Raw genomic sequence first — 23,355 nt, 5'->3', positions numbered from 1 at the left:
AACACCGCGGCGGCAACACCGCGGCGGCAACACCGCGGCGGCAACACCGCGGCGGCAACACCGCGGCGGACGACCGCAGCGGACGACCGCAGCGGACGACCGCAGCGGACGACTGAGAAGCAGCCAGGCGGGAAAAAGAGGCACGGCGCAGGCGGCGTGCCTGGCGTACACGGAAAGAAACGGGTGGCACTGCATGGGCATCATCGGCTGGATCGTCCTCGGCCTGGTCGCCGGCGCAATCGCGAAGATCCTGCTTCCGGGCAGGGACCCGGGCGGCCTGATCGGCACGACGCTGACCGGCGTCCTCGGGGCGTTCCTCGGCGGCTGGATCTCCGCCAAGTGGCTCGACCACCCCATCAGCAAGAAGTTCTTCGACGGCCCGACCTGGCTGGCCGCGATCGGCGGCGCGCTGGTGCTGCTCATCGCCTACCGCCTGATATTCGGCAACTCCCGCGACCGCCGCTGACGCCCGCCCCGGCGGGCCCGGCCCCGTGGCCGGTGCCGGACGCGGGGCGAACTCAGCCGTCGAGGCCGTCGAGGCCGGTCTCCCGGAGGGTGAGGTTCAGCCGCCCGCCGCGCATCCCCGTCCCGGGGCCCGCCGTGCCCGGGTACACCTTCGGCACGGCGTGGTACGCGAGGCGGGCGGGCCCGCCGAAGACGAACAGGTCGCCCGAGCCCAGCTCCACGTCCGTGTAGGGCCGTCCCCGGTTCTCGGTATTGCCGAAGCGGAAGACGCACCGGTCGCCGATGCTCAACGACACCACGGGGGCCCTGGACTTCTCGTCCTTGTCCTGGTGCATGCCCATCTTCGCGGCGCCCTCGTAGAAGTTCACCAGCGCGGTGTCCGGCGCGTACGCCTCCGGCAGGTACGACTCCGCGCCCGGCACGCCCTCGTACGCGGCGGCGACGGCCTCCCGCCCGAGGCCGGCGAGCCAGCCGGGGAAGTCCACGACCCGCTCGCCGTTCACGTCGCCCGCCGTGCGCGAGTAGCGGTACGGCTGCCAGTGCCACCCCACGCACACGGTCTGCACGGACATCACCCCGCCGCGCGGCAGCCGGGTGTGCCGCATGGGTACGGGCCCCGCGGCCCAGGCACGGCACGCCGCCACCAGCTCGCGCTGCCGCTCGGGCCCGAGCCACCCCGGTACGTGCACCGCGCCGGGCGCCACCACCGTGCGCGGCCGGGGGAAGAGTTCCCCCGAGCCGCCGTCGCCCGCGGGGGAGTTCATGCCGGCAGGGCGCCTTCGAGTCCGAGCAGGCGGCGCTTGCCCTCAAGCCCGCCCGCGTACCCGCGCAGGGCGCCGTCCGAGCCGATGACCCGGTGGCAGGGCCGCACGACGAGCAGCGGATTGCGCCCGATGGCCGACCCGACCGCGCGCACGCCCGCGCCGCTCGCGCCGACCCGCGCCGCGATCTGCCCGTACGTCACGGTCGCCCCGTACGGAATGGTGTCGACGGTCCGCCAGACCCGGCGCCTGAACTCCGTGGCGCCAGGCCCCTCCGCGTACGCGATGTCGAAGCCGGTCCGCTCACCGGCGAAGTAGGCGCCGAGCTGCCGCCCGATCTCCGCGAAGGCGGCGTTGTCCCGCACCCAGCCGTCCTCGACCCGCGCCCCGCCCCGCTGCCCAGGCAGCGAGAGCGAGACCAGCGCCGTGCCACCGGGCGCCCCTGGCACCGCCCGCCCCACGAGCAGCAGCTCTCCCAGCGGACTCCCGACCACCGCGTACCGCAGGACACCCGTCTCCGTACCCGGGATCACGTTCATGCCCGACTCCCTTCACAGGCCCCCGAGTCTGGCCCACCCCGCCCCCTCGTATCCGGCGGCTTTCGGACGCCGGGCTCCGGGCCCGCCGCCGCTCAGGTCGCCAGTCGGCGAGGGCTCCCGGGGCCGCCCGTCCGGTGCGGCCCCTGCGGCGGCTCGCGTCAGCGGTAGTTGACGAACTGGAGGGCGAAGTCGAAGTCCTTGCCCTTCAGCAGCGCGATGACGGCCTGGAGGTCGTCCCTGCTCTTGGAGCTGACCCGCAGCTCGTCGCCCTGCACCTGCGCCTTGACGCCCTTGGGGCCCTCGTCACGGATGATCTTCGCCACCTTCTTGGCGTTGTCCTGGGAGATGCCCTCCTCGACGGACGCGAAGATCTTGTACTCCTTGCCGGAGAGCTGCGGCTCGCCCGCGTCCAGCGCCTTCAGCGAGATGCCCCGCTTGACCAGCTTGGACTGGAAGACGTCGAGGATGGCCTTGACCCGCTCCTCGGAGTTGGCCTCCATGAGGATCTTCTCGCCGGACCAGCTGATCGATGCGCCGACGTTCTTGAAGTCGTAGCGCTGCGAGATCTCCTTCGCCGCCTGGTTGAGGGCGTTGTCGACCTCCTGCCGCTCGACCTTCGAGACGATGTCGAAACTGGAGTCGGCCATGTCCTTGTGGCTCCTTGATGTCGGTGGGGGATTCCGGCGGAGGTGTTCCCACCTGCCCGGCAGCGGCCGGGCACGGCCGGCCGCTCCGGGCAAGCCTAGCCACCCGGCCAGGGCCGCCGGCGGATCAATGCCGGTGGCGGAGCACCCTCGGGGATCAGGTATCGTTTACGACGTCGCAACGGAGGCCCCACCCAGGTGAGCCCCGGACGCGGCGCAACCCATGGCGGTGTGCCCGAGTGGCCAATGGGAGCGGACTGTAAATCCGTCGGCTTAGCCTACCCAGGTTCGAATCCTGGCGCCGCCACGCTCCGAAAGACCCCTTCTGACCAGGCAATTCGCTGGCCCGAAGGGGTCTTTTCGTGTCCCGAGTGCGGCACTCGAACGAGATCCGAAAAGAGCGGTCTTGTCTCACCTCGTCTCGCTCGTTCTCACGCCCTGATCAGGGCGTGTCCCCCACCTGTCCCCCGGGGGACGACGGGGCTCCGTGCCAGTTCCGCAGGGCCGCGTCGATCTGCCGGTTGGCACGCTCCTCCGAGTGGGCCAGCACCTTGGCGTACACGCGGAACAGGACGGCGATGGTGTGGCCTGCGCGGCGGGCGCACTCCATCGGCTCCACCCCTGAGCTCAGCCAGAGGGAGACCCCGGCGTGACGGAGGTCATAGGGGCGCCGTGCCAGGCGGGAGGTCGCGACGTCCTCTCCGAGGGCGTTCTCGCGAGCCTTTGCCCAGACCTCGCCGTACCCGGACTCTTGCAAGAGCCCACCGCGCTCGGTCCGGAAGAGCCGCCCGTCAGGCGCCGTGCCGTACGTCTCGATGTGGCGGCGCAGCAGCTTCACGAAATGCGGCGGAACGGGGACGGGGCGGGACTCCCGTACCGCGCGCGCTTTGAGGTGGCGCCTCTCGTGGGCGCTTCCGTCATCCGTCCATCCGCGGCCGACGCGGACCACCCCTCCGCGCAGTACGAGGGTGCCCCACCCGGTCTCGGGAAGGCGGCACTGATCAGCCGTCAGGGCCGCGGCTTCGGCCGGCCGCATGGCCGCGTAGTAGAGGCAGCCGAAGAATGCCTCCATCTTCTCCCCGCGCGGCCCCTGCTTTCTGACCGCCCGCAAGAACGCCTCCACCTGGCCCGGGTTGGGCACGGCTTCCGGGTCGACCGTTTCCACCGTCTTCGGCGCCCGCCACTTCACCCCGGCAAGCGGACTCACGGGGGCGGTGAAGTGCTTCGCCTCCACCGCCATCCCGAGCACGTCGCTTAGGCACGCCTTCTTCCTGCGGGCGGTGCTCGCCGCGGCGGCGGTTCCGTCCATCTTCCGGCTGAGAGCGTCCAACGCTCGCCGCAGGGTCTCCGGATCTTCCAACGCGGAAATGGGAAGCGAGTTCTTCTCCACCCACCGCAGAGCGGCGGCGATGTCAGTCGGAGGGTTCTCAGCCCAGCGATTCCGGTTGAAAGCCCACCCGTACAGGGCGCGCCGCAATAGCGTCGGCGCAGGGCGTCCCGCCTCCGTCGCCATGAGGGCGGGCGTGATGGTGGCCAGGGAATCGGCGTAGCTCTTGCGCGATTTCGCGGGCGCCGCCTCCCATTTGCGGTCGACGTAGGCGCGTGCATGCTCGTACCAGGTGATGGAAGTGCGCTGAGCGCGCAGTTCGGACGCGGGGAGCCCGGTTTCCATGTCGAACTGCTCTTGGCTCCGCAGGGCCGTCATCAGCTCCGACCGGCGCCCATCGGCCTGGGCCTTCACGGTGTAGCTCTTCGAGTGCTTGCGGGTTCCGACCACCCACCGCAGGCGATACGGCTTCGGTCGGTCGCGCCGCGTCTCGATCGAGTAGATGCGTACGTCGTACGTGAACATGCTGCTCCATGGCTGAGGGGCCCGCGCGGTGACGCGGGCCCCTCGGTCGTACGGATGGTGGGGGCAGGCGGCGGACTATTCGCAGTCGGCAAGCCAGGCGTCGAGATCGGTCCTGCGGACGCGGATCTGGCCGTTGGGGAGTTTGAGGAGCTTGGGTGCCTTGCCGCGGGCGCGCAGGCGGTAGAAGGCGGGGCGGCTCATGCCGAGTTCGGTGAGGACTTCGGGGAGTTTGAGCATCTGAGGGCGGGCCACGTTCTGTCTCCTTCGGGAGAGCGATGGGCGCGTGTGTCCTAGGTGTGGATTTCTGCGTCACAGCGTCACGTGCGTCATGCGGGGCGTTGGCCTGCGGGTTTGTGTGACGCAGTGGCTGCCGGGTGCGTCACGGCTGCGTCATGGGGTGCGTCACGGCGTGACGCAGGTGACGCAGGATGACGCAGAGCCCGCGCTCTGCGTCACGCTCCTTTCCGCAGGCCAGGGGCCGTTTTTCGGAGGCCGTGACGCAGGTGACGCAGAGACTCCCTACTTAGGAAAAAGGAGGGGGTGTCTGTAGTGGTGGCGGTGGACGTTCGAGCGTGAGTGAGGGGCCGCTTCGCGGCGCGACTTGGGCGGCGTCCGCCGAACAGCAAGAGGAGCACGTCGCCGCCGTGGCGAGTGGTGCTCCTCTTGCTTGTCCAGCCGCGCGGCGGAGCGCCGGTCAGAACACCGGCGGCTGCTCGCTCGGGGGCGTGGCGGCCGGGCGGGTCATTTCGAGGTAGCGGCCCTCGCGGGTGCGGCCGGAGTCGATGAGGACGCCGCGGGCCGCGAGGGTGGGTTGAAGGCGCTTGAGGCGGTCGGAGAGGACCTTCCCAGTCGTGGGCCACCCTTTGGGCAGGGCGCGTAGTTCGTCGTCGCTGTAGAGGCGGCTGAGGCAGTTCAACCACTCCGTGGACGTCATCTGCTGCGCCGTGCCCGGCTCGATCGTCTCCGCGTGGCGGAGAACGGTCTGCGCGAGCAAGTCGCCCTCGATCACGTCGTCGTTGAGGTCGTCGAGGCTGGCCCGGTAGGCCGCGAGGGCCCCGAAGCCGGTCGCCTTGTCGAGCTGTGCGCACAGGTGGGCGAAGTCCGCCATCCGCAGGTCGGTCGGCGTCTCGGCGTCGGCGGCGCGGACTTTGACCGTGAGGTCGAGGAGGGAGCCGAGCACGACGGGCAGTACTTCCGCGTACTCCGTCCACAGCTCTGCCTCGGTGCGCCGGATGCGGGGCCGTTCCAGGCGCAGCGGCAGGAGCCGCTCGGCGAGGTCGGGGCGGATGACGCCGACGTCGATGCCGGTGAGGAGGAGGGGGCGGCGGTAGCGGGCGCGGAAGACGTCGCCGTCGGTGAACAGGGCGCGTTTGACGTTCTCGGCGCCGGTGACGATGCAGCACATGGCGTCGGAGAGGTCCGGGGTCATGTGGGAGAGGTTGTCGAGGGCGGTGACCCATCCGGCGGCGACGGCGGCGATGAGGTTCTCTTCGTCCTTGGGGGCGCGGCGGAGGTCGCCGGTCATGCCTTCGATGATCCGTACGAGCATCCGGCCGCCGGTCGACTTGCCGGCGCCCTGGGGGCCGGTGAGGAAGGGCGCGGGGACGGGTACGGAGGGTCCGAGGCAGCCGATGAGCCAGGCGATGGCGAGGCACTCGGTCTCTGCGGTGGCGAAGTTGCACAGGCGCAGCAGCGCGTCGATGCCCTTGCCGTTCGTGTCCTTGGCCGGCAGCGGCAGTTCGCCGGTGAGCTGGGTGCGTCGCCAGCAGACTTCGCGGGGGTCGGGGACGCTGATGTCCCATCCGGTGGGGTGGATGCGCACGGACTGGCCGTCTGCGCGTCCGAGGTCGAGCCACGTCGCCCCGTCGTAGCCGGGGGCGACGCGGATGTGGACGGGTTGTACGTCCTCGGTGAGGGCGAGTGCTTCGATCAAGTCGAGTGCCTCCTTGAGGGCGGTGCCGTTGAAGACGCCGCATCCGTCGCGGTACAGGCCGACCATGAGTTCTTGGCGGTGGCTGCCGGTGGTGCCCTGGGAGCGGATGGGGCGGGCGACGGGATGGCCGTTTTTCTGTGCGTAGACGGTGCCGTCTGCGGTGCGGAAGTAGCGGAAGTGCGCGCGGGCGTAGTCGGAGATGACTTCGCGGGCGGGGTTCTTGTCGTCGTCGGCCACGGGTCACAGCCCCAATCGGGTGCGGGCGTTGATCCAGGCGTCGGTGCAGTGCCGCGGGGATTCGCCCATGGTCTGCGCCGCGGCGAACAGACGGGCGATGTGGGCGTGGGTGAGGCAGCCGCACCGGCCGTGGGTGGAGAGCACGGCGAGGAAGGTGCGGTACACGGTCGCGTGGATCGTGGCGCGAGCCTGGGTGATGCGCTGCTCGCCCATGGTGATGCCGCGTTCGAGGTAGGCGGGCGTGCGGTGAGGGCACTGTCCGTTCCTGGCCGGTGCGGGGGCCGCGGCGGTTGCGTAGGGCACTGGCCGGGGCGTGTCGGGCTGCTTGTCGGCCAGGGCGCGGACTGCGTCCGGCAGGGCTGTGACGGTGCCGGTGCCGGTGGTGAGCCAGCGGGTGTAGGACATGGTCGACTTGATGTCGACGCCGGGCCGGGCGGCGTTGAGGGAGCGCATCGTGCCGCGGTAGATCCAGTGCTCCCCGCGCGTCGTCGTCACCCGCCGGGTGGCGGGCAGGGCGCCTGTGGCCCAGTGGATGGCGTCGGCGTTGTCGAGGTCGACCACTGTGAGCCCGGCGCCGCCGGGGTGGTAGGCGATCGCGTGGGCTCGCGCCCACGCCGCGGCCCACGCGCGTGCGGTGAGGGTGTGGGGGTTGGTGGTGGCGGCGGCCCATCCGTGGCAGGGCTGGGGGCAGGTGCAGGGGCCGGGGGTCTTCATGTTCGGCCGGCCGCCGCACGCGTTGCCGCGGCAGGCGTGGCAGTTGGCGAAGGGGACCTTGCCTGCCCGCAGGGGCAGTACGGGGATGCCGCGGGCGGCGAGGTCGAGGGCGGCGGGCAGAAGGCTGGTGGGGTGGTCTCGCCGGGCGGGGCCGGGTCGGGGCATGCTGGGGGTTCTCCTGTTCCTTGGTGGAGCGGGTTGGGCCGGACCGGCCGCGGTTCTTTGGCGAGATCGGGCGGCCGGTCCGGGCGGGGTCAGTACTCGCAGTCGCAGTTCTCGATGAGCTGCTGGCAGTCGAGGCAGCGGGGGCAGTCGCAGCCGCATGCGTGGTCGTCGTGTTCCTCGCCGACGCCGTAGCACAGGCAGCCGGACTCCCCGCAGGGCTCGGGCGCGTGGTCCTCGCGGTGGTCGGCCTGGTACTGCTGTTCGCGCCAGCGCTGGTACTGCTGGCGGACGTAGCCGCGTACGTCGCCGGGGGTGGGTGCCTGGTCGAGTTCGATCAGGGCGAATGCGGCGGTCATGGCCGCGTCTGTGGCGGTGCCACTGGGCAGGTCCGGTTCCTCGGTCAGGGCGATGCGGTCGAAGACGGCGGCCTTGCGGAGGTAGAGCTCCCGGTCCGTCTCGTCGTAGGCGATGACGTGCCGTGCCGTGCGGGCGATCCAGCCGATTTCGGTGAGGATGCTGGGGGCCTTGTCGTAGGCGTCTTCCGGAGTGGGCCACGGCGATGTGGGCGCGACCGGTGCGGCGGTGGCGTACAGGCGTACGCGCTTGCCGTCGCGGGCGGGGTAGGTGCGAGTGCCGGTGAGGGTGAAGGCGTCGGACAGGGCGGTGAGCGCCTGCTCGGTGTGGTCGGTGTCGCAGATGATCCGGATCTCGAACATGGTCTGCTTCCTGTTCGGAGGGCTACTGCTGGTTGGTGGTCTTGGCCCATACGCCGCGGGTGGTGGTGTGGACGTTGCGCTGGTCTTGGTAGACGGGGCCCTGGTAGTGCTGGTGGATGTCGGGGGCGGGGCGGGCGCGCCGGGCGAGGCGTGCGAGGGCGAGCACGAGCGCGGCCGGGGCGCCGAAGACGACCGCGCAGACCGCGGGGTTGGCGAACTGGGACACGTACATGACCACGGCCGCCGTACCGCCGACCATGGTGGTGGTGGCGCCGCCGGTGAGCATGAGCATGCTGGCGTCGGTGGCGCCCTGGCTCATGGGCGCCCGTCCCGGCTGGGCGACGGGGGCCGTGTCGCCGTAGGCGGGCACGGGCGTTTCGTCGCGGTAGCCGGTGGGCGGTGCGGGCGCGGGCTGGTAGGCGTCGTAGAGGAGGCGCCTGGCCTCGCGTTCGGCTTCCTGCTCGGTCATGGGGCGGGGGTTGGGGTTCACGGGGTTCCTCACATGCTGTGGATGGCCTGGACGACGGCTGTGGCGAGTTGATTGATGGGTGCGGCTGCGCCGGTGGAGGCGAGGAAGAACCCGAACATGACCGCGGCGAACGCGGCTCCCCAGCCGAGGGTCTTGGAGCGCAGGAGGAAGAACAGGACCAGGCCGAACAGGGCAACGAGTGAGACGGAGATGACCACGGCGGTGGTCTCCCTTCCGAAGTCGGGGCGCGCGGGCGGATGGTGGGGGGCGGGGTCAGCGGGTGCCGTCGCGGTGGATGGCGGCCCACTGGTTGTAGAGGTGGCGGCCGATGCGTATGCGGCGGCCGGTGGCCTTGCAGTGGCGGCAGTCCTTGCCGCGCTTGAGGCGCCCGCGCCGGTCTTCCTTGATGCGGTGGCCCATGCCGCGGCAGCGGCGGCAGGGCCCGAACGGCGAGGCCGCACACAGCCCGCCGTAACACACGGTGATGACGGTCAGGCAGGCGATAGCAAGGAGAGGGAGGGTCATCAGGGGCCTTCCTGGGCAGTTCCGGGGGTTTGCGCAGGTGGGCCGCTATCCGCTAGCGGCCTGATCAAGGGGGGTTTGGGGCGCTAGCGGGGCCGCTAACGTTAGCGGGTGGTGCCGCTAGCGTTAGCGGCCCCGAGCACTCAGCCCGCGTCCCGCTTTCCGTCACGCTCCGCAATCGCGGTGGTGATGTGGGAGCGGTCGATGCCGCGCTGGTTGACGACCTTGCCGTCCACGCGCCGGCCGACCTGGAGGGTGGAGATGCCGTGCGGCTTGAGGGCCGCGGCCAGGGCCTTGGCATCCCATCCCGCATACACGTCCGCCCGCAGGTCTGCGAGGCGGGTGACGACGGTCTCGGACCACACCTTCGGCTCGCTCGCGGGGATGACGGCGAGGATGTCGGCGAGCAGGTCGTAGCCGGGCCCGGTCGCTGCCTCGAACTCCTCGCCCAGCGCATGCCCCGACAGCGTCCCGGCCGCCTCGCGGGCGGTGCGGGCGCGCAGGGCGATGGCTTCGGCGGCGGGGGCGTCGACGTAGGTGGAGGCGACGATGCGGGCGTCGGCGCCCTCGCCCACGAAGTAGTGGATGCCCTTGTCCTTCCAGGAGAACATGGTCGCCCGCACGCCCCGCTTGTAGCTGCTGGTGCCCAGGACCATGTCGTTTTCCAGCTGGCCCATGACCTTGAGGCAGAAGCGGGCGGACGCGTTGGCGCTGATGCCGGTGGGCAGGGCCTTGGCGTCGGGGCGCTGGGTGGCCAGCAGGAGGACGATGCCGGTAGCGGGGCCGCGCTTGACGAGGTCGGTGCAGATCTCCTCGAACTCGGCCCCGTGCTCGGGGTGTTCGAACCACACCTGGCACTCATCCACCCCCACCACGATGGGCTGGAGCCCGAGGGACTTGTTGTCGGCGAGGGTGGAGGTGACCTTCGATTCGGGGCACAGGTCGCGCGGCAGGCTGCGGATCACCTTCGCGCGGCGCCGCAGCTCTGCGCGCAGTTCCCGCAGGTCGGCGAGGGCGTATTCGATGTCCTCGTCGTCGTCGCCCGCGCGGTGGCGGTGGGAGACGGCGTTGCCGACCGGGTCGAGGTCGCCGGTGCCCTTGAGGTCGTAGGTGTGCAGTTCGGCCCGCGGGTCGAGGGCGGCGATGAGCAGCAAAAGGCGCAGGAGGAAGGTCTTGCCCATGCGGGGGATCGCGCCGATGACGGCGGCGATGTACATGAGGGTGACCTCCACCCACCGGCCGCGCTGGTCGGTGCCGAAGGCGACGGGCTTGAACAGGTCGACCGTTCCGGCCCTGAGCAGCGGCCAGGCGGGCTTCTTGGCGGTGGACATGTCCTGGTCGCCGACCCACATGACCAGGCGTCCGGTGTGCTCTTCGGGCACGGCTTCGGGCCACACACACCCGAGGGGGCGGCGCAGGCCGGAGGCGAGCTTGTCGCGCCGCTCGATGACGTCGGTGACGGTCACGCCGTAGGGGAGGTCGCCCTCCGCGCGCCAGCCGGGCCCGTCGCGGGTGATGGGAGCGGTGAAGGCGAACCCGTCCCGCCCCTTGCCCTGCGCCTGGTTGATCGCGGGGATACCGAGCGCACCCAGCGCGCGCAGCACGATGTCGGAGGTCAGCTTGGGGGCCTTGGCCACCTCCACCGCCCGCGAGACGACGGGGGCGTCGGCGCGGGTGCCGGCCGATCCGAGGAGCAGCACGACCGCGAGCGCGGACAGCGCCTCCAGCCACCCCGGCGCCATCACGTACACCGCGAGGGCGGCCCCGAGGCCGACGATGGTGGCGACGGCGGTGACCAGGGCGCGCAGGCGCACCCGGCGGTCGCGCTGGCGCGAGAGGGAGAGGTACTCGCCCGCGTCTTCGCGCCGCACGGCGGCGAGGCGGACGGCTTCGCCTTCGCGGTCGGCGGCCCACCGCAGCGTGCCGCCGACGAACTTCGCGGCGCCGCGGGGGGCTTGCAGGGCGAGGCGTCCGGCGTAGTAGGGGGTGCGCACGCTGTGGTAGGCGGCGACGTGGCCGTAGTGCCCGGCTGCCCAGCGGGCGGCGGTGGCGAACTCGGTGGCCGAGTGGACCCATGCCGGCCACACCGCCCGCCGCTTCGCACCCTTGACCCGGGTCAGGTAGTCGGGCCCCGCCATCGCCGGGCCGTCGACCATCCGGCGTGCGGTCGGGTCGCCCGACCCGGTGCCCGACGTGTCGGGCGACTTGGGGGCGGTGCCGTCCGCCGACTCCGGCGCCGACCGGTCGGCCGACTCGTGCGCGGGTGCGTCGGCCGACTCCGCGCGGGCGGAACGCGCCTTGTCGAGGTCGACCACCTCACCGCCCGAGTCGGCCCCCGCGTCGGGCGCGGGGGCGGCCGCCGGGGACGGGCCGTAGTCGGCTGTCAGGTCCGCCTCAAGGCGGCGGAACATCTCGTTCTCTTCCTCGTGGTTCACTGCTGGGGTTCCTTCCTGAGCAGGGGAGGACAAGCGGGTCCGGCCGCACGCTGTGAGAGGTGGGGCGGCCGGGTCCGCCGGTTACACGCTGGTGGGGAACTCGTAGACCGTGACCAGTTCGTGGCCGGGCAGGTCGTCGTCGTGGGCGACGCGGGAGTAGACGACCGTGAACGTGCTGCCGTCGCGGCCGGTGGTCGGGTAGGTGTGCACGTGGTGTCCCCATGCCTCGCGTCGGTAGATGGTGAAGCGGGCCTGCGAGACCGGGATCACCCCACGCACGCCGAAGTTCCAGGGCGAGAGCGACACGACCCGTATCGAGTCGGCGGGAACCGGCAGGCGCGACCACTGCGGCCCACGGAACCGGCCGGTGATCTTGTTGAGCAGACCCATGACAGGTCGTCCTTTCACTGGATGAGGTGTGCTGGTCAGGTGGGGTAGGCACAGGGCACGCAGGCGCCGAGGGTGGGCGGGATGCAGTACCCGGCGTCGGCAGGCCAGGCGAGGACGAAGAGTCGGTTGCGTTGGTGGGGGCGCCGATGTCGCTCGCGCGTAGAGAGCACCAGTCCGCATCGAACCCGAGGCGGGCAAGGTCGGCGAGGACGGTGTCGAAGCCGAGGGAAAGGTGCCCTGCGACGTTCTCAAAGACTGCGTATCGGGGTCGTAGAACCCCAAGGGCGCGGGCGATGTGCGGCCACAGGTGCCGGTCATCCTGGGTTCCCTTTCGTCTGCCGGCGGTGCTGAAGGGCTGGCAGGGGTAGCCACCGATGCAGAGGTCGACCGGTTCGACGTCGTGCCAGTCGACGGCGGTGATGTCCCCGAGGTTGGGCACCTGGGGGTGGTGGTGGGCAAGGATGCGCGCGGCGCCGGGGTCGTTGTCGGCCACCCATGCAAGCGAGCCCCCGAACACGGCCTGGACGGCGATGTCCAACCCGCCGTAGCCGGTGCAGACCGACCCGATGCGCAGGCCGGTCATGCCACCACCCCCGGCGTGCCTTTCGTGCGGGCGCCGCGGCGTCCGGCCCGTCGTCCGGCGAGGGTCGCGAACAGCCGCCCCACACCCGCGCCTGCGCGGCGGGGGCCGGTGCGCTGCTGTTTGGCGGCGTACATGGATTCGTCCGCGCGTCGCAGCAGGGCGGGCAGGTCCTCGCCGGGGAAGTCCCCGGCCCGTACCCACCCGAGGGAGACCGTGGTGCGCACGGCCGCGTCGAGGTGATTGACCGGCCGGGCCAGCATGCTGTGCAGGACGGCGAGGAGGTCGGCCGCGGTGCCGTCGCGATCGCGCAGGACCGCGGCGAACTCGTCACCCCCCAACCTGCCCGCGACGCCGTCGCGGCCGACGTAGTGGGCGAGCCGGTCCGCGACCGCCTTGAGCAGGGCATCCCCGGCGGCGTGGCCGTGGCGGTCGTTGATCTGCTTGAAGTGGTCGACATCGGCGAGGACGACGATGGCGGCCGGGTCTTTGAGGAGTTTGCGGGCGCGGTGGGTGAAGCCGTCGCGGGTGACCAGCCCGGTGAGCGGGTCACGCCGCGCCCGGTGCAGCCGCCCGCGCAGCCACCATCCGTGAACGGACCATCCGGCCGCGAGCGGTAACACGGCCGCACTCGTGCTGGCCAGCGTGCTCACGTCCGCACCCCCGTCCGCGCCCGTCCGGAGTGGAGGCGGGAGTGTGCGACGGCGGCGCCGATGACGACGCCGACCAGCAGGGGCTGCGCCGCGACCCACACCAGCAGCGCCGCCGCGGGCACGGTCACCAGGGAGACGAGTTGGGGGAAGACCAGCAGAACGAGCAGGACGACGGCCAAGACGGCCCATGTGCGCATGGTCTTCATGCCGCCACCTCCTCAGCCTGCCGGGCGTCCTCGTCACGCGCGTCGGCGTCCGCGGGGGTGTCCTCGGTGTCCTCGGTGGCCTGGGGGGCGGGGGTGGTGCGTTCGGCGCGCAGGCTCTCGCGCAGGGCGCGGGCGTTGGCCTGCGAGGTGTGGAGCGTGGTGCGGATGCGCTCCGCGGTCAGCTCCCCGTCCGTCCAACCGGCCGTGACCTCGCGGGCCTCGGCCAGCAGCTCCTCGGCTGTACGGGCCGCCTTGCCCTTGCGTGCCTTGGGCCGCGGCTTGCGTGCCGGTCGGGGCGACGAAGACCGTGCCGCGTTGCCCTCCGGTGTGGCGGGTGGGAGCTCCGGGGCGGCGGCCGGGGCCGCGGGTTCGGGGAGGGCAGGCTGCTCGGGTGTGGGATCCGGCGTGGTGGCGGGGGTGTGGTCTCCGAGCTTGAGCAGGACGCGCTGGCGGCGTGGGGTGCGCTTGCGCCAGCCGCGCCCGTAGGTCTCGCGCAGGTCGGCGCGGGCCAGCTGGCGTTCGCGTTCCAGGGCGAGGGCGTGGGTGTAGGAGGTGACCTCCCACAGGGTCATGCGCCGCCACAGCACGAACGTGGACAGCGGGGCGAGGAGCCAGCGGGAGCGGCGGATCTTCTCCATGCGGCGGCCGGTGGCGGCGCCGATACGGACGGCGTAGATGTGGGCGACGATCTCGGAGAAGACCACCCACAGCAGCGGCATCGTGCCGTGCGCCACCCGCGCGGGGGTGGAGGTGCCTGCGGCGATGTTCAGTCCGCAGGTGACCAGGGTGAGGGCCCAGGGCACGAAGCGGACCCACGCCAGGCGCATGTCCATGCGGATGAGCAGGAGGTTGGCGACGGTGAAGACGGGGATGGCGATGTCGATACCGATGGGCAGCATCCACGGCGCCGCGAACTCCCACCGCGCCGCCGCGGCCGAAACCGCAGTGAACGAGGAGGCGAGCCCGAGCGCGCCGACGCCCGCCGCGGCGAGCGCCGCCATGCCGGTCAGCCCGATCTCGGGGCGCGTCAGCGGCGGAACATCCGAACGGGGGGCGGTGGTGGTGTTCATGCGGCGGCCCTCCGTCCCATACGGGCCCGGCGGGCCGCGAGGCGGGGCCGGTGCAGAGGCGTGAGCGCGAACAGCTCGGGGGCGAACGCCTCGATGGCTTCCACCGCGGCGCGGCTGACGCGGTCGAGCAAGTCCGGCTCCTCGGTGAGGATGTCGCGGGCCGCGTCGCGGCGGGCCGCGGCTTCCTCGGGGCTCTCCCCGTCCTCCGGACCGAGCCACAGGTCGAGGGGGGTGCCGAGCGCGAGTTCGATGAACTCACTCGTGCAGACAGGGACGTGACCGGCGACGATACTTCTCATGGGTCGTGCACTCTCCTCAGAAGGTTGGGAACGGCCCGACAGCGGTCCCGGTGCTGCAACACCGGGGCCGCGCCGTTCGCGGGGTGGGTGGTGGGTTAGTGGGTGCGGGTGCGGCCGGAGACGGTGCGGGCGTGGACGGTGAGGTGGCCGGCGCCGGGCAGGTGTACGTCGCCGGAGACGCTGCGGGCGCGGATGCTGCCCGAAGCGGTGGGGGTGACCTGCATGTCCACGTCGCCCGACGTGGTCTCCACGACCGCGGACCGGCCCTGGTAGAGGTTGATGTTGATGTCGCCGGAGACCGTACGGGCGGTGATCTGGCCGGTGATGTTGCCGACGTGGATGTCGCCGGAGGTGCTGTCCGCGTCCAGGTCGCGGATGCCGTCCGCGTACAGGTCGCCGGACTGGGAGCGGAACTCGACGCGGTCGAGGTAGCCGTACGTCGTCACGAGCGCCGAGGTGGACACGACTGCCAGCGACGACCCTGCGGGGAGGGTGACGTGGGCGGTGATCTCGCCGACCGTGCGCCCGCGCTGCGGACCGCCGGAGACGACGCGGCCGTTGACGATGGTCATGTTGGTCACCACCCCGTACACGCCCCCCGACCGGAACTCCTGCCCGCTGCCCTGCATGGTGACGTTGGCGGGGAGGGCGGGGACTTCGATCCCGAACGCCTGCCCGTCCTGCATGTGGCGGGCCGCGTGTATCGCGTCGGCGGCCGGGCCGCTGGTGTCGTCGGTGTGCAGGGTGACCTGGGCGGCGGTCAGGCTCTCGATGACCTGCACGTGGATACGGCCCATCGGCAGCGACAGCCCGAGCACGACCGGACCGGTGGAGGAGGAGACGAACAAACGCTCCGTCATGCGGAACTCCCGAAAATGGTGTCGAGGACAAGGCCCCCGGGGCCAGACGGCGCCGGGGGCGAGGGAAGGCGGGGAGGGGTGCCCCGGCCGGGAGTCGAACCCGGCCTTCGACCATCGGGGCGGTGTCCTGCAGGGGGGTGAGGGTTACTTGTAGAAGGTGCGGGTGCTGCCGGTGCCGCCGGTCTGGTTGCCCGCGACGTAGGTGGAGCCCGGGCCCATCTGCGGCGCGTGCACCTGCGCGTTGGTGTTGACCTGGTCACCGGAACCGGTGTTGTGCGCCCCGGTAACCTCCCCGATCACGGTCGTGCTGGTCGTGGTGGAGGTGTTGATGCCGGCGACGTTCCCGGCCTGGATGACCGTGCCGGAGGTGGAGCTGACGTGGTTGTGGACGCTGCCCATCACAAAGTGCCTTTCTCGGTGCGCCGGGCCTGGTACCCGGCGTCGTGCCCCGGGCCGGAGTCGAACCGGCCCTACGACCATCGGGGCGGTAGGGGATGTCAGCCGTGCAGCGCGGCCGGTCAGCCGCGGTAGTTCGGGTACGTGTGGCCCTGCGGCGGGTAGTCGGGGTTCGAGGCGGCGTTGCTGGACATCAGCGAGCCGATCATCAGCCGGTCGAACCCGTCCGGCCGGTCGCCGTACTGCTCCCCGAGCCGCTCGATCAGGCCCTGCGTCAGGTCCCGGTCCTCGCTCTGGTTCGCGTTCATCGCCATACCTGTGCTCCGTAGAACTGCGCCGGACCTGGTGTCCGGCGTCGTGCCCCGGCCGGGAGTCGAACCCGGCCTTCGACCATCGGGGCGGTAGGGGATGTCAGCCGTGCAGCGCGTAGCGCAGCGCGGCGAGGGTGTCGGGAAGCGAGGTGTGCACCCGCATCCCCGGCCGCGCCAGACGCGCCTGCCACTGCACGTCCGCGACGCGCGGGAAGCCAGGGTCGGCGCCGACGACGATGCGGCGGGCCGGGTTGTCGAGCGCGGCACCGAGTTCGAGCATCGCGATGGGCTGCGTCGTCACTGACGCGTCCGAGCGCGGGAACCAGAACAAGCTCACGCTCGCGAGGTGCAGGGCCCGGTGCTCCCATCGGATCTGTACCGGGGTCTGCGTCGGGTCGTCGATGGGGAAGTGCCGGCGCCGCGGGTTCAGGACCACGACCTCCAGCCCGGCGAGGCCGCGTACGGCCTCGGCCTGCCAGTCCTCCACCCCCGTGATCCCGCCCGCCAGGAAAACCGAGGGCGGGTCACCCGGGGCGGGCTCGTAGACGTCCGGGCACTCGATGTAGGTGACCATCAGCGCCTCTTCCGAGCGTCGCGCTTCTCGGACGCCGCACGCACGGCGGCGCCCTTGCGGTAGTCGTCCTTGCAGTCCTGCACGGTCGCGGGCTTGCCCACGATCGAGGACGGACGCGGCTTGCTGTCTGCCATGCGGCTCACCTGCCGTTCGGCTGGTCGGTAAGCGCAGCGGCGTCCTGGTAGGCGCCCTGGATCAGGTCCTGCTGCCAGGCCAGGTCACCCCCGGCCGCCGCCGGGTCCTGCCCGGCGAGGTCCGCAGCCCAGGCATCCGCCTGCACCTGCAACTGCCACGCCACGGGATCGGGGCTGCTCACCGCGAACCACCCCGCGCCTGCGCATCCCGCTCACTGCGCGCGTTCTGCTCAGCGTTCTTCCGGCTGAGCGCATCGCGCTCAGCCTCTGTCAAACTGGTGATCACAGGTCCTCCCAATCAGGTCCTGTACTGCGGGCCCCGGGGTTGCACCCCCGGGGCCCGTGCTGGTTTCGACCACTCGTACGAGCAGCCACAGCCGCCGACGCACACCGCGAGGCGGGCGCCGACGACTGCGATCACTGGTACACGGGCTGCACCGGCCGGCCGTTTGCGGCGGCGGACCGGTCCCGAGCCCGGAAGCGGGGCGCGCCATCTCTCTGCCTGGCGCGCACAGCAGGACAGCTCACCGCGGGTGGCGCCCCGAGACGAGGCGTTCTCCAGAGCCGCGGTGCGGTACGTGCCACGCCGACGCGTGACACCGCTGCCGACGACCGTCACCCGGGCCGCCACGGGGACGCGGACTCTCACCGCGTCTCAGTTCACTGTTCAGTTCTCAACCAACGACCAGCTCAGGGCCCGATGGCGAACGACCGGAGTCGCCTTCCAGAGCGAGCAATCCCGAACCGGGGTCGCGTAGAGAGCAGCCCAAAGAAGGCCCCTCCCAGGTGCTGGTTCCTCTGGTTCATCTGGTACCAACCACCTGGGGAAGACTCTGCACCCACGCGCTCGACGTGTCAAGCGATTGGTCCCCCTGGTTCCAACCAGTTCGCTGGGTGGTGCAAGATGGGGGCATGACGACGCGATCGGAACCCATGTATGAGCGGCTCGCCGATGCCCTGCGCGAGCAGATCAACGCCGGGACGTTCCCCCCGGGCAGCAAGCTCCCGAGCGAGCGCAAGCTCATGGATGATCACGGCGCGTCGCGCAACACGGTCCGTCTGGGGCTCCGGCGGCTGGTGAGCGAAGGGCTCATTTTCCCGAGCCACGGACAGGGGTACCTGGTCCACCGGCAAGACGTGTTGGTCTACAACGCGTCGCGCTCGGAGGATCAGGACAGGCGACTCGCGGCGGGTGTTGACGCCTGGGTGCAAGACATTCAGGAACAGGGCCGCACGCCGAACCAATCGATTTCGGTGAGTATCGAAAAAGCCTCTCCTGTTGTGGCGGACAAGCTGAATTTGAGCCCCGGGGAGTTGGTGCTTGTCCGCCGCCGACTCCGCACGGTCGATGGGCAGCCGTGGTCAACCGAGGACTCGTACTATCCGCACGCCCTGGTGAGCAATACGCCGATTGCCGAACCGGCCGACATTCCGGAAGGCGTGATCGCCTACATGGCATCCATGGGGCACGTACAGGTTCGCTACGTGGATGACGTGACGGCGGCCATGCCGACCCCTAAGCAGGCTGACGAACTGGCGGTAGAGCCGGGAGTGCCCGTCCTCGTCAGGACGCGGACGGGGTACACGGCGACAGAAGCCGTGCGCGTAACCGTCACGACCATGCCGACTGACCGCAACGTCCTGCGCTACGAACTTGGAACGAGTGAGGCCAAATGAACAGCCGAGTCACGATCTACCCGGCAGGATCGTCGGACGCGCAGACGATCGCGAGCATGTGGGGCGAGACCTCCGAATGGCTGGCCGCTCGTGGAATCGACCAATGGCAGTACCCCGCAAGCATGGAGAAAATCGCTCGGGACATTGACCGGGGTACGGCATACCTCGTGCGAGAGCAAGACGCCTTGATCGGCACCATCACGGTTGACGAATCGGCTGACGCGGAATTCTGGCGCCCGGATGACCTTCCGGAAGACGCCCTGTACGGGCACCGAATCATCGTGCTGCCTTCCGCGCAGGGGAACGCAGTCGGCACGGCCCTGCTCGATTGGGCGTCGCGAAAGGCGGAACGGCTCGGGAAGTCGTGGCTGCGGGTCGACGCCTGGAAGACGAACGCCGCGCTCGGCAGCTACTACGAGCGGCAGGGGTTCGAGCATGTTCGGACGGTCGATCTGCCGCATCGCCGCTCCGGAGCTCTGTATCAGCGCCGCGCCGGCGTGGTCATGGGCTCCGGACCCGAGTACCTCGGGCTGGAAGAGCTGGTGCCGGAGGATCGTGGCTTCTGACGGACCGCCGCGCGCAGAGGCGCCCATTTCCTTGATCGTCCCCCGGGTGTTCCCCGGATTGGGCATGTTCGGGGAAAAGCCCAGTTCACGCGGGGTGTAACCGGCTCTCTGTAAATCCGTCGGCTTAGCCTACCCAGGTTCGAATCCTGGCGCCGCCACGCGCGAATGACGGCCCCCGAACTGCATCACGCAGCTCGGGGGCCGTTTCGTCGATCGCAGGCGCCGAGGGGGAACGGCCGTGGACGTGGTGTCGTGGGTGTCCGCCGGGGGCGCGCTCGCGGGCGCCGCCGTCACCGCGGTGCTCGGATACCGGCAGGAGCAGCGGCTGCGCACCATGGGGCAGCGCAGCCTCATGGACGCGTACGGGGCGTCGCTCGCGTGGGCCGCGTACGACCTCCGGACGCGGGTCTTCAACATCCTGCGCGGGTACGCGGTCGACCGCGCGCCGGGCGGGCACGCCGGCCATCTCGCGGCGTTCCTCCTCGGGGGCACCCCGCAGGAGGCCGAGTACGCGCGCCGCAGCACGCTCTTCGTGCTCGCCGAGTACCTGGGCTGGGTCGAGATACTCCGGCGTGACGTGCAGTTCCTCGACCTCGGCAGCTCGGCGGTCCACCGCAGCGTCATGGCGCAGATCTCCACGGTCGGCCACGCCCTCAGCCGCATCGGCCCGCACGGCAACGAGCTGCGCCTCTTCCGTGCGGAACAGCGGGCGGTGGGGGAGCTGATGGTCCACCCCGACGGGGAGCCGCCGCGGCGCAGGTGCCTGGGGTTCGCCGAGTTCTGCGGCCGGCTCGACCGGGACGAGGAGTTCCGCGGCTGGTTCGGGCGGCTGCTCGACGACGTCGACGCGCTGGCCGCCGACACCGGGCCCGCGGTCGCGCGCCTCACGGAGGTCCAGCACCAACGGGTGGCCCCGCTGGACCTGTTGGACCCGAGGGCGGAGCGGTTCCCGCGCTTCCGCGAGGTCTTCGACCGGTGCCGCGCGCCGGGGCCCTCGGCCTGACTGGCGCGCGGGCCCGGGCGTCAACCCGCGGGTCCCGGGCGTGGGCGCCGCAGCACCCCTGGGCGCGGGAACCGCAGGGGCGCGCCCCCGGCCTGCGCCCGCGCGCACTCTCCCAACTCCGTTCTCTTGACAAGGACATGTGATAGGGAAAGGCTCTCTGAGAGCGCTCTCTCAGCTTGCCGCCGCCCCATCCGGCGGCCCGCCGCGTACCGCTCGTGCTCGTGCCGGGTCGGACGAGGCCGTCATCTGGCTGGACGGCCGCCGTGTCCGCTTCGTACCTCCGCAGCCAGGGAGGAATGCATGCCCCCCACGTCCCCCTCCGTCCCCTCCGCGCGCAGGCCGCGCCGCACCGCCGCGCGGCTGACCGCCGCCCTCGGCATGGCCCTCGCCCTCTTCGGCGCCGCCGCCACCGCGTCGCCGTCCGGGGCGCTCGCCGCCGACGCGCCGCTCGGCCAGGCCGTGGCCGCCGCGCCCGCGGGCGAGACCCCGCCCGACTCCTTCTGGGGCGACACCAGCTCCATCCCGCCCGCGCAGAACGTGCTCACGGTCAAGATCCTCAACCGTACGAACGGCGCCTACCCCGACGACCAGGTCTACTGGAAGTTCGGCGACGAGGAGCACTCCATCGCGGAGCAGCCGTACATCGACATGCCGGCCAACTCGGCCGGGCGGATGTACTTCTACCTCGGCTCGCCCGACAGCCAGTACCAGGACTTCATCGAATTCACCGTCGGCGACGGCGCGTTCAACGGCAACACCACCCGCGTCGACGCGTGGGCCCTGCCGCTCGCCATGCGCCTGCACGCGAGCGACGGCTACGACGTCCAGGTCGGCGACAGCTACGACGTCTTCCAGCAGAGCAGGGACGCCCTGTTCCAGCAGTTCAAGAGCGAGGTGCCGACCGAGTTCCAGGGCCTCGCCGACGTCCAGGCGCCGTACCGCATCCCGGCGCCCGGCAGCTCGCCCGACTTCCAGGCGGGCGGCAAGTACGCGGACTACTTCACCAGTTACGCCCAGTCCGTCGGCGTGAACGAGTCCACGTCCAACATCACCGGCTGCGCCGGGTCGCTGGGCGGCGACCCGGACATGTGCGCCGCGCTCAACCGGCACGTGGCCGAACTTCCCGCGGACCAGCAGTCCGACCCGAGCCAGTACTACAAGTCGGGTCCCGCGAACTACTACGCGAAGTTCTGGCACGACCACGCCATCGACGGCCTGGCCTACGGCTTCCCGTACGACGACGTGGCGGGCCAGTCCTCGTTCGTCTCGCACGCGGACCCGCAGTGGCTGGAGGTCGCGGTCGGCTTCTGAGCCTCCGCTTCCCCCGCGCTGCGCCTGCGTCCGCCTGTCCGTTCGGCTCTCCGCGGCCGACCGTACGCACGGCACCGCCCCCGGCCCCCCCCACACGGGAGGGCCGGGGGCGGTGCCGCTGCCGTATGCCCGGGGGCGGGGTCCCTGGGGGTGCCGCGGCCTCGCCTTCGTCGACGGGGAGTGGGCGGTGACCGTGACCGCCGTGCGGGGGCCGCGGGACGTGTGCGTGTCCGCCGACCGGCTCGCAGGACCGGCCGGTGCCGCGCCGCGGCCGGTACCGCGCCGCACCAGCGCGCCGTCGGCGACGGGCTCGTCACCCTCCCGCCGACCGGGGGCAACCGACCGGGGGCAACCGACCGGGCCCCGGTGCCGTAGCCCCCGTGACACGTCCCCGGGGCCCACCGTCCGTACGGATCAGTTCAGATCGGAACCGTCCGAGGGAAGGTCACACCCCATGCGCAAGGCTCTGGGCAGGCTGCTGCCCCGCTGCTCCTCCCGTTGGGGCTGGCCGCACCGCTGACGGCCGCCGTCCCCGCGGCGGCCTCCGTCGCCGCAGCGCCCGCCGCCGCGCCGCACGCGGTGCCCGCCGCGGCCAAGGCCCCGGCCGGCACCGCCTTCACGGCCTCCCGGGGCACGGCGATGCAGTCCCCGGGACCCACGTTCGCCCAGCAGACGCTCCGCCAGATCGTGCACACCACGATCGGCGGCGCCAGCGCCCGCATCCACCTGTCGAACGCCTTCGGCACGGCACCGGTGACGATCTCCGACGTCCACTTCGCCCAGCCGGGCGCGGTGGTCGCCCTCGGCGCCTCCACCGACCACATCCTCGCCTTCGGCGGGTCCGGCTCGGTGACGATCCCCGCAGGGGGGCAGCGCCGTCAGCGACGCGGCCGCCCTCGCCGTACCGTCCGACGCCGACCTCGCCGTCAGCTTCTACGTCCCGCAGAGCGCGACGTCCACCTGGCACCAGACCGCGAACGTCACCAACTTCACGGCGCCGGGCGACCAGAGCGGCGCGGCCGTGCTCAGCGGCGCGCAGACGAACACCGACACCAGCTTCCTGGCCGGGCTCGGCGTGCGGAACGCGGACTCGCCGGGCGCGGTGGTCGCCCTCGGCGCCTCCATCACCGACGCCATCTCCTCCACCTTCGGCGTCTACCACCGCTGGCCCGACCTCTACTCCGACCGCCTGCTCGACAGCGGGCGCGCGGTCGGCGTGGTCAACGAGGGCATCCCGGGCAACGGCCTGATCTTCGACGGCGGCGGCCGGAAGACCACCACCCGCTTCCAGCGCGACGTGCTCGGCCAGGCGGACGTCACGTGGGTGATCCTCGGCGACGACCCGGTCGACGGCCTGCTCGACTCCGACCCGCCGACGCTCGCGCAGTTCCAGTCCGCGCCCGGCCGCCCGGCCACCGCGTCGAGCATCGAGTACGGCAGGGGCGACGCCGCCGACGACGCCGTGGACGGCGACCTCTCCACCCGGTGGGCGGGCGGCGCGGCGACCCGCGGCCCCCTCACCGTGGGCCTCGGCGCCCGCCGCGCCCTGAGCCAGGCGGAGCCCGACTGGGAGAGGCCCTGCGCCAGCGCCCGGCAGGCGCAGTCTCCCCTGACGGCACGTCGGGCCGGCGGACGACCGCGTCCTCCTCCGCGGGCCGCGTGGCGACACGGCGTACCCCGCCGCCGCGGCCACCCGCCGGATCCGGCTGCTCGGCCCCGCCCGCGGCACCCGGTTCCGCCACCCCTCCGGGAGTCCGGCGTCTGCGACCAGGCGCCGCACGCCCAATCCCCCTGCCGCACGCCCGCGCCGCGGTCGGTCAGGCGCCCGCCGGCGGGCCCGCGGCCCCGGCCGGCGGGCCAAGTCGGAGGCCAA

General features: G+C 71.7%; 30 protein-coding genes, 1 tRNA gene and 1 pseudogene. 7 read left to right on the top strand and 25 right to left on the bottom strand.

Annotated features, from left to right (window positions below):
- Window positions 1–193 precede the first annotated feature (193 nt).
- Window positions 194–466 (top strand): GlsB/YeaQ/YmgE family stress response membrane protein, encoded by a 273-nt coding sequence (locus ABEA77_RS28640; protein WP_345653767.1) that lies wholly within the window; start codon window positions 194–196, stop codon window positions 464–466.
- A 52-nt stretch (window positions 467–518) separates the two neighbouring features.
- Here the strand turns inward: ABEA77_RS28640 and ABEA77_RS28635 are convergent, their stop codons facing one another.
- From ABEA77_RS28635 to ABEA77_RS28625, 3 genes are all read right to left on the bottom strand, one after another.
- A complete protein-coding gene (locus ABEA77_RS28635; RefSeq protein WP_345653764.1) occupies window positions 519–1,229 on the bottom strand; it encodes an alpha-ketoglutarate-dependent dioxygenase AlkB family protein in 711 nt (236 codons plus the stop codon).
- Entirely contained in the window at window positions 1,226–1,765 is a 540-nt protein-coding gene (locus ABEA77_RS28630) for a methylated-DNA--[protein]-cysteine S-methyltransferase (RefSeq protein WP_345653761.1), read from the bottom strand. The genes ABEA77_RS28635 and ABEA77_RS28630 overlap by 4 nt, the downstream gene beginning before the upstream one ends.
- A gap of 158 nt (window positions 1,766–1,923) precedes the next feature.
- Window positions 1,924–2,412 carry a YajQ family cyclic di-GMP-binding protein gene (locus ABEA77_RS28625; RefSeq protein WP_345653758.1) on the bottom strand — a complete coding sequence of 163 codons (489 nt, stop codon included), beginning with the start codon at window positions 2,410–2,412 and terminating at the stop codon, window positions 1,924–1,926.
- A gap of 222 nt (window positions 2,413–2,634) precedes the next feature.
- Between ABEA77_RS28625 and ABEA77_RS28620 the strand changes: the two genes are divergently transcribed.
- A tRNA-Tyr gene (locus ABEA77_RS28620) sits at window positions 2,635–2,716 on the top strand.
- Window positions 2,717–2,851: 135 nt separating this feature from the next.
- On the opposite strand, the gene ABEA77_RS28615 is transcribed toward ABEA77_RS28620, so the two are convergent.
- The 21 genes and pseudogenes from ABEA77_RS28615 to ABEA77_RS28515 form a co-directional block, all read right to left on the bottom strand.
- On the bottom strand, window positions 2,852–4,261 hold the full coding sequence (locus ABEA77_RS28615; protein ID WP_345653755.1) for a site-specific integrase: 1,410 nt from the start codon (window positions 4,259–4,261) through the stop codon (window positions 2,852–2,854).
- Window positions 4,262–4,336: 75 nt separating this feature from the next.
- Complete coding sequence (locus ABEA77_RS28610) at window positions 4,337–4,513, bottom strand: helix-turn-helix transcriptional regulator (RefSeq protein WP_345653752.1); 177 nt, start codon at window positions 4,511–4,513, stop codon at window positions 4,337–4,339.
- Window positions 4,514–4,955: 442 nt separating this feature from the next.
- Complete coding sequence (locus tag ABEA77_RS28605; RefSeq protein ID WP_345653749.1) at window positions 4,956–6,431, bottom strand: ATP-binding protein; 1,476 nt, start codon at window positions 6,429–6,431, stop codon at window positions 4,956–4,958.
- A gap of 3 nt (window positions 6,432–6,434) precedes the next feature.
- Complete coding sequence (locus ABEA77_RS28600; protein WP_345653747.1) at window positions 6,435–7,310, bottom strand: bifunctional DNA primase/polymerase; 876 nt, start codon at window positions 7,308–7,310, stop codon at window positions 6,435–6,437.
- An 89-nt stretch (window positions 7,311–7,399) separates the two neighbouring features.
- The gene (locus tag ABEA77_RS28595) at window positions 7,400–8,026 is read right to left on the bottom strand and encodes a hypothetical protein (protein ID WP_345653743.1); all 627 of its coding nucleotides are present in this window, start codon (window positions 8,024–8,026) and stop codon (window positions 7,400–7,402) included.
- 22 nt (window positions 8,027–8,048) lie between these two features.
- The gene (locus ABEA77_RS28590; RefSeq protein WP_345653740.1) at window positions 8,049–8,495 is read right to left on the bottom strand and encodes a hypothetical protein; all 447 of its coding nucleotides are present in this window, start codon (window positions 8,493–8,495) and stop codon (window positions 8,049–8,051) included.
- 29 nt (window positions 8,496–8,524) lie between these two features.
- A complete protein-coding gene (locus ABEA77_RS28585) occupies window positions 8,525–8,713 on the bottom strand; it encodes a hypothetical protein (protein WP_345653737.1) in 189 nt (62 codons plus the stop codon).
- Window positions 8,714–8,768: 55 nt separating this feature from the next.
- Entirely contained in the window at window positions 8,769–9,020 is a 252-nt protein-coding gene (locus ABEA77_RS28580) for a hypothetical protein (protein WP_345653734.1), read from the bottom strand.
- Window positions 9,021–9,160: 140 nt separating this feature from the next.
- Window positions 9,161–11,452, bottom strand: a complete 2,292-nt coding sequence (locus ABEA77_RS28575) for a cell division protein FtsK (protein WP_345653731.1) — start codon at window positions 11,450–11,452, stop codon at window positions 9,161–9,163.
- 81 nt (window positions 11,453–11,533) lie between these two features.
- Window positions 11,534–11,842 (bottom strand): hypothetical protein, encoded by a 309-nt coding sequence (locus ABEA77_RS28570; RefSeq protein ID WP_345653796.1) that lies wholly within the window; start codon window positions 11,840–11,842, stop codon window positions 11,534–11,536.
- A 193-nt stretch (window positions 11,843–12,035) separates the two neighbouring features.
- Window positions 12,036–12,425: pseudogene (locus ABEA77_RS28565) on the bottom strand (DNA cytosine methyltransferase); the annotation flags it as partial.
- On the bottom strand, window positions 12,422–13,075 hold the full coding sequence (locus ABEA77_RS28560; RefSeq protein ID WP_345653728.1) for a GGDEF domain-containing protein: 654 nt from the start codon (window positions 13,073–13,075) through the stop codon (window positions 12,422–12,424). The pseudogene ABEA77_RS28565 and the gene ABEA77_RS28560, both read right to left, overlap by 4 nt.
- Entirely contained in the window at window positions 13,072–13,281 is a 210-nt protein-coding gene (locus tag ABEA77_RS28555) for a hypothetical protein (protein ID WP_345653725.1), read from the bottom strand. Before ABEA77_RS28555 ends, ABEA77_RS28560 begins: the two co-directional genes overlap by 4 nt.
- On the bottom strand, window positions 13,278–14,351 hold the full coding sequence (locus ABEA77_RS28550; RefSeq protein WP_345653722.1) for a DUF2637 domain-containing protein: 1,074 nt from the start codon (window positions 14,349–14,351) through the stop codon (window positions 13,278–13,280). The genes ABEA77_RS28555 and ABEA77_RS28550 overlap by 4 nt, the downstream gene beginning before the upstream one ends.
- Window positions 14,348–14,650: a hypothetical protein gene (locus ABEA77_RS28545; RefSeq protein WP_345653719.1), complete on the bottom strand. Its 303-nt coding sequence runs from the start codon at window positions 14,648–14,650 to the stop codon at window positions 14,348–14,350. The genes ABEA77_RS28550 and ABEA77_RS28545 overlap by 4 nt, the downstream gene beginning before the upstream one ends.
- 95 nt (window positions 14,651–14,745) lie before the next feature.
- Complete coding sequence (locus ABEA77_RS28540; protein ID WP_345653716.1) at window positions 14,746–15,510, bottom strand: DUF4097 family beta strand repeat-containing protein; 765 nt, start codon at window positions 15,508–15,510, stop codon at window positions 14,746–14,748.
- A 144-nt stretch (window positions 15,511–15,654) separates the two neighbouring features.
- Window positions 15,655–15,909, bottom strand: coding sequence for a hypothetical protein (locus ABEA77_RS28535; protein WP_345653713.1), 255 nt, complete (start codon window positions 15,907–15,909; stop codon window positions 15,655–15,657).
- A gap of 119 nt (window positions 15,910–16,028) precedes the next feature.
- Entirely contained in the window at window positions 16,029–16,220 is a 192-nt protein-coding gene (locus ABEA77_RS28530) for a hypothetical protein (RefSeq protein WP_345653711.1), read from the bottom strand.
- Between the two features lie 97 nt (window positions 16,221–16,317).
- Window positions 16,318–16,791: a nucleoside 2-deoxyribosyltransferase domain-containing protein gene (locus tag ABEA77_RS28525; RefSeq protein WP_345653708.1), complete on the bottom strand. Its 474-nt coding sequence runs from the start codon at window positions 16,789–16,791 to the stop codon at window positions 16,318–16,320.
- A complete protein-coding gene (locus ABEA77_RS28520) occupies window positions 16,791–16,925 on the bottom strand; it encodes a hypothetical protein (protein WP_345653705.1) in 135 nt (44 codons plus the stop codon). The genes ABEA77_RS28525 and ABEA77_RS28520 overlap by 1 nt, the downstream gene beginning before the upstream one ends.
- Before the next feature lie 5 nt (window positions 16,926–16,930).
- On the bottom strand, window positions 16,931–17,107 hold the full coding sequence (locus ABEA77_RS28515; RefSeq protein ID WP_345653702.1) for a hypothetical protein: 177 nt from the start codon (window positions 17,105–17,107) through the stop codon (window positions 16,931–16,933).
- Window positions 17,108–17,837: 730 nt separating this feature from the next.
- On the opposite strand from ABEA77_RS28515, the gene ABEA77_RS28510 reads away from it, so the two are divergent.
- The 4 genes from ABEA77_RS28510 (at window position 17,838) to ABEA77_RS28495 (ending at window position 21,482) form a co-directional block, all read left to right on the top strand.
- Window positions 17,838–18,602 carry a GntR family transcriptional regulator gene (locus ABEA77_RS28510; protein WP_345653699.1) on the top strand — a complete coding sequence of 255 codons (765 nt, stop codon included), beginning with the start codon at window positions 17,838–17,840 and terminating at the stop codon, window positions 18,600–18,602.
- Window positions 18,599–19,168, top strand: coding sequence for a GNAT family N-acetyltransferase (locus ABEA77_RS28505; RefSeq protein ID WP_345653696.1), 570 nt, complete (start codon window positions 18,599–18,601; stop codon window positions 19,166–19,168). The genes ABEA77_RS28510 and ABEA77_RS28505 overlap by 4 nt, the downstream gene beginning before the upstream one ends.
- Before the next feature lie 238 nt (window positions 19,169–19,406).
- Entirely contained in the window at window positions 19,407–20,171 is a 765-nt protein-coding gene (locus ABEA77_RS28500; RefSeq protein ID WP_345653693.1) for a hypothetical protein, read from the top strand.
- A 300-nt stretch (window positions 20,172–20,471) separates the two neighbouring features.
- Window positions 20,472–21,482: a glycoside hydrolase family 64 protein gene (locus ABEA77_RS28495; RefSeq protein WP_345653690.1), complete on the top strand. Its 1,011-nt coding sequence runs from the start codon at window positions 20,472–20,474 to the stop codon at window positions 21,480–21,482.
- Window positions 21,483–21,901: 419 nt separating this feature from the next.
- Here ABEA77_RS28495 and ABEA77_RS28490 read toward each other — a convergent pair whose 3' ends face one another.
- A complete protein-coding gene (locus ABEA77_RS28490; protein WP_345653687.1) occupies window positions 21,902–22,297 on the bottom strand; it encodes a hypothetical protein in 396 nt (131 codons plus the stop codon).
- A gap of 206 nt (window positions 22,298–22,503) precedes the next feature.
- Here ABEA77_RS28490 and ABEA77_RS28485 point away from each other — a divergent pair.
- The coding region (locus ABEA77_RS28485; RefSeq protein WP_486389443.1) for an SGNH/GDSL hydrolase family protein at window positions 22,504–23,355 on the top strand (852 nt) is incomplete at its 3' end.

It is taken from the genome of Streptomyces tremellae (genome assembly GCF_039540215.1).
GTDB classification, from domain to species: domain Bacteria; phylum Actinomycetota; class Actinomycetes; order Streptomycetales; family Streptomycetaceae; genus Streptomyces; species Streptomyces tremellae.
This window is presented reverse-complemented; position numbering and strand designations above follow the sequence as displayed.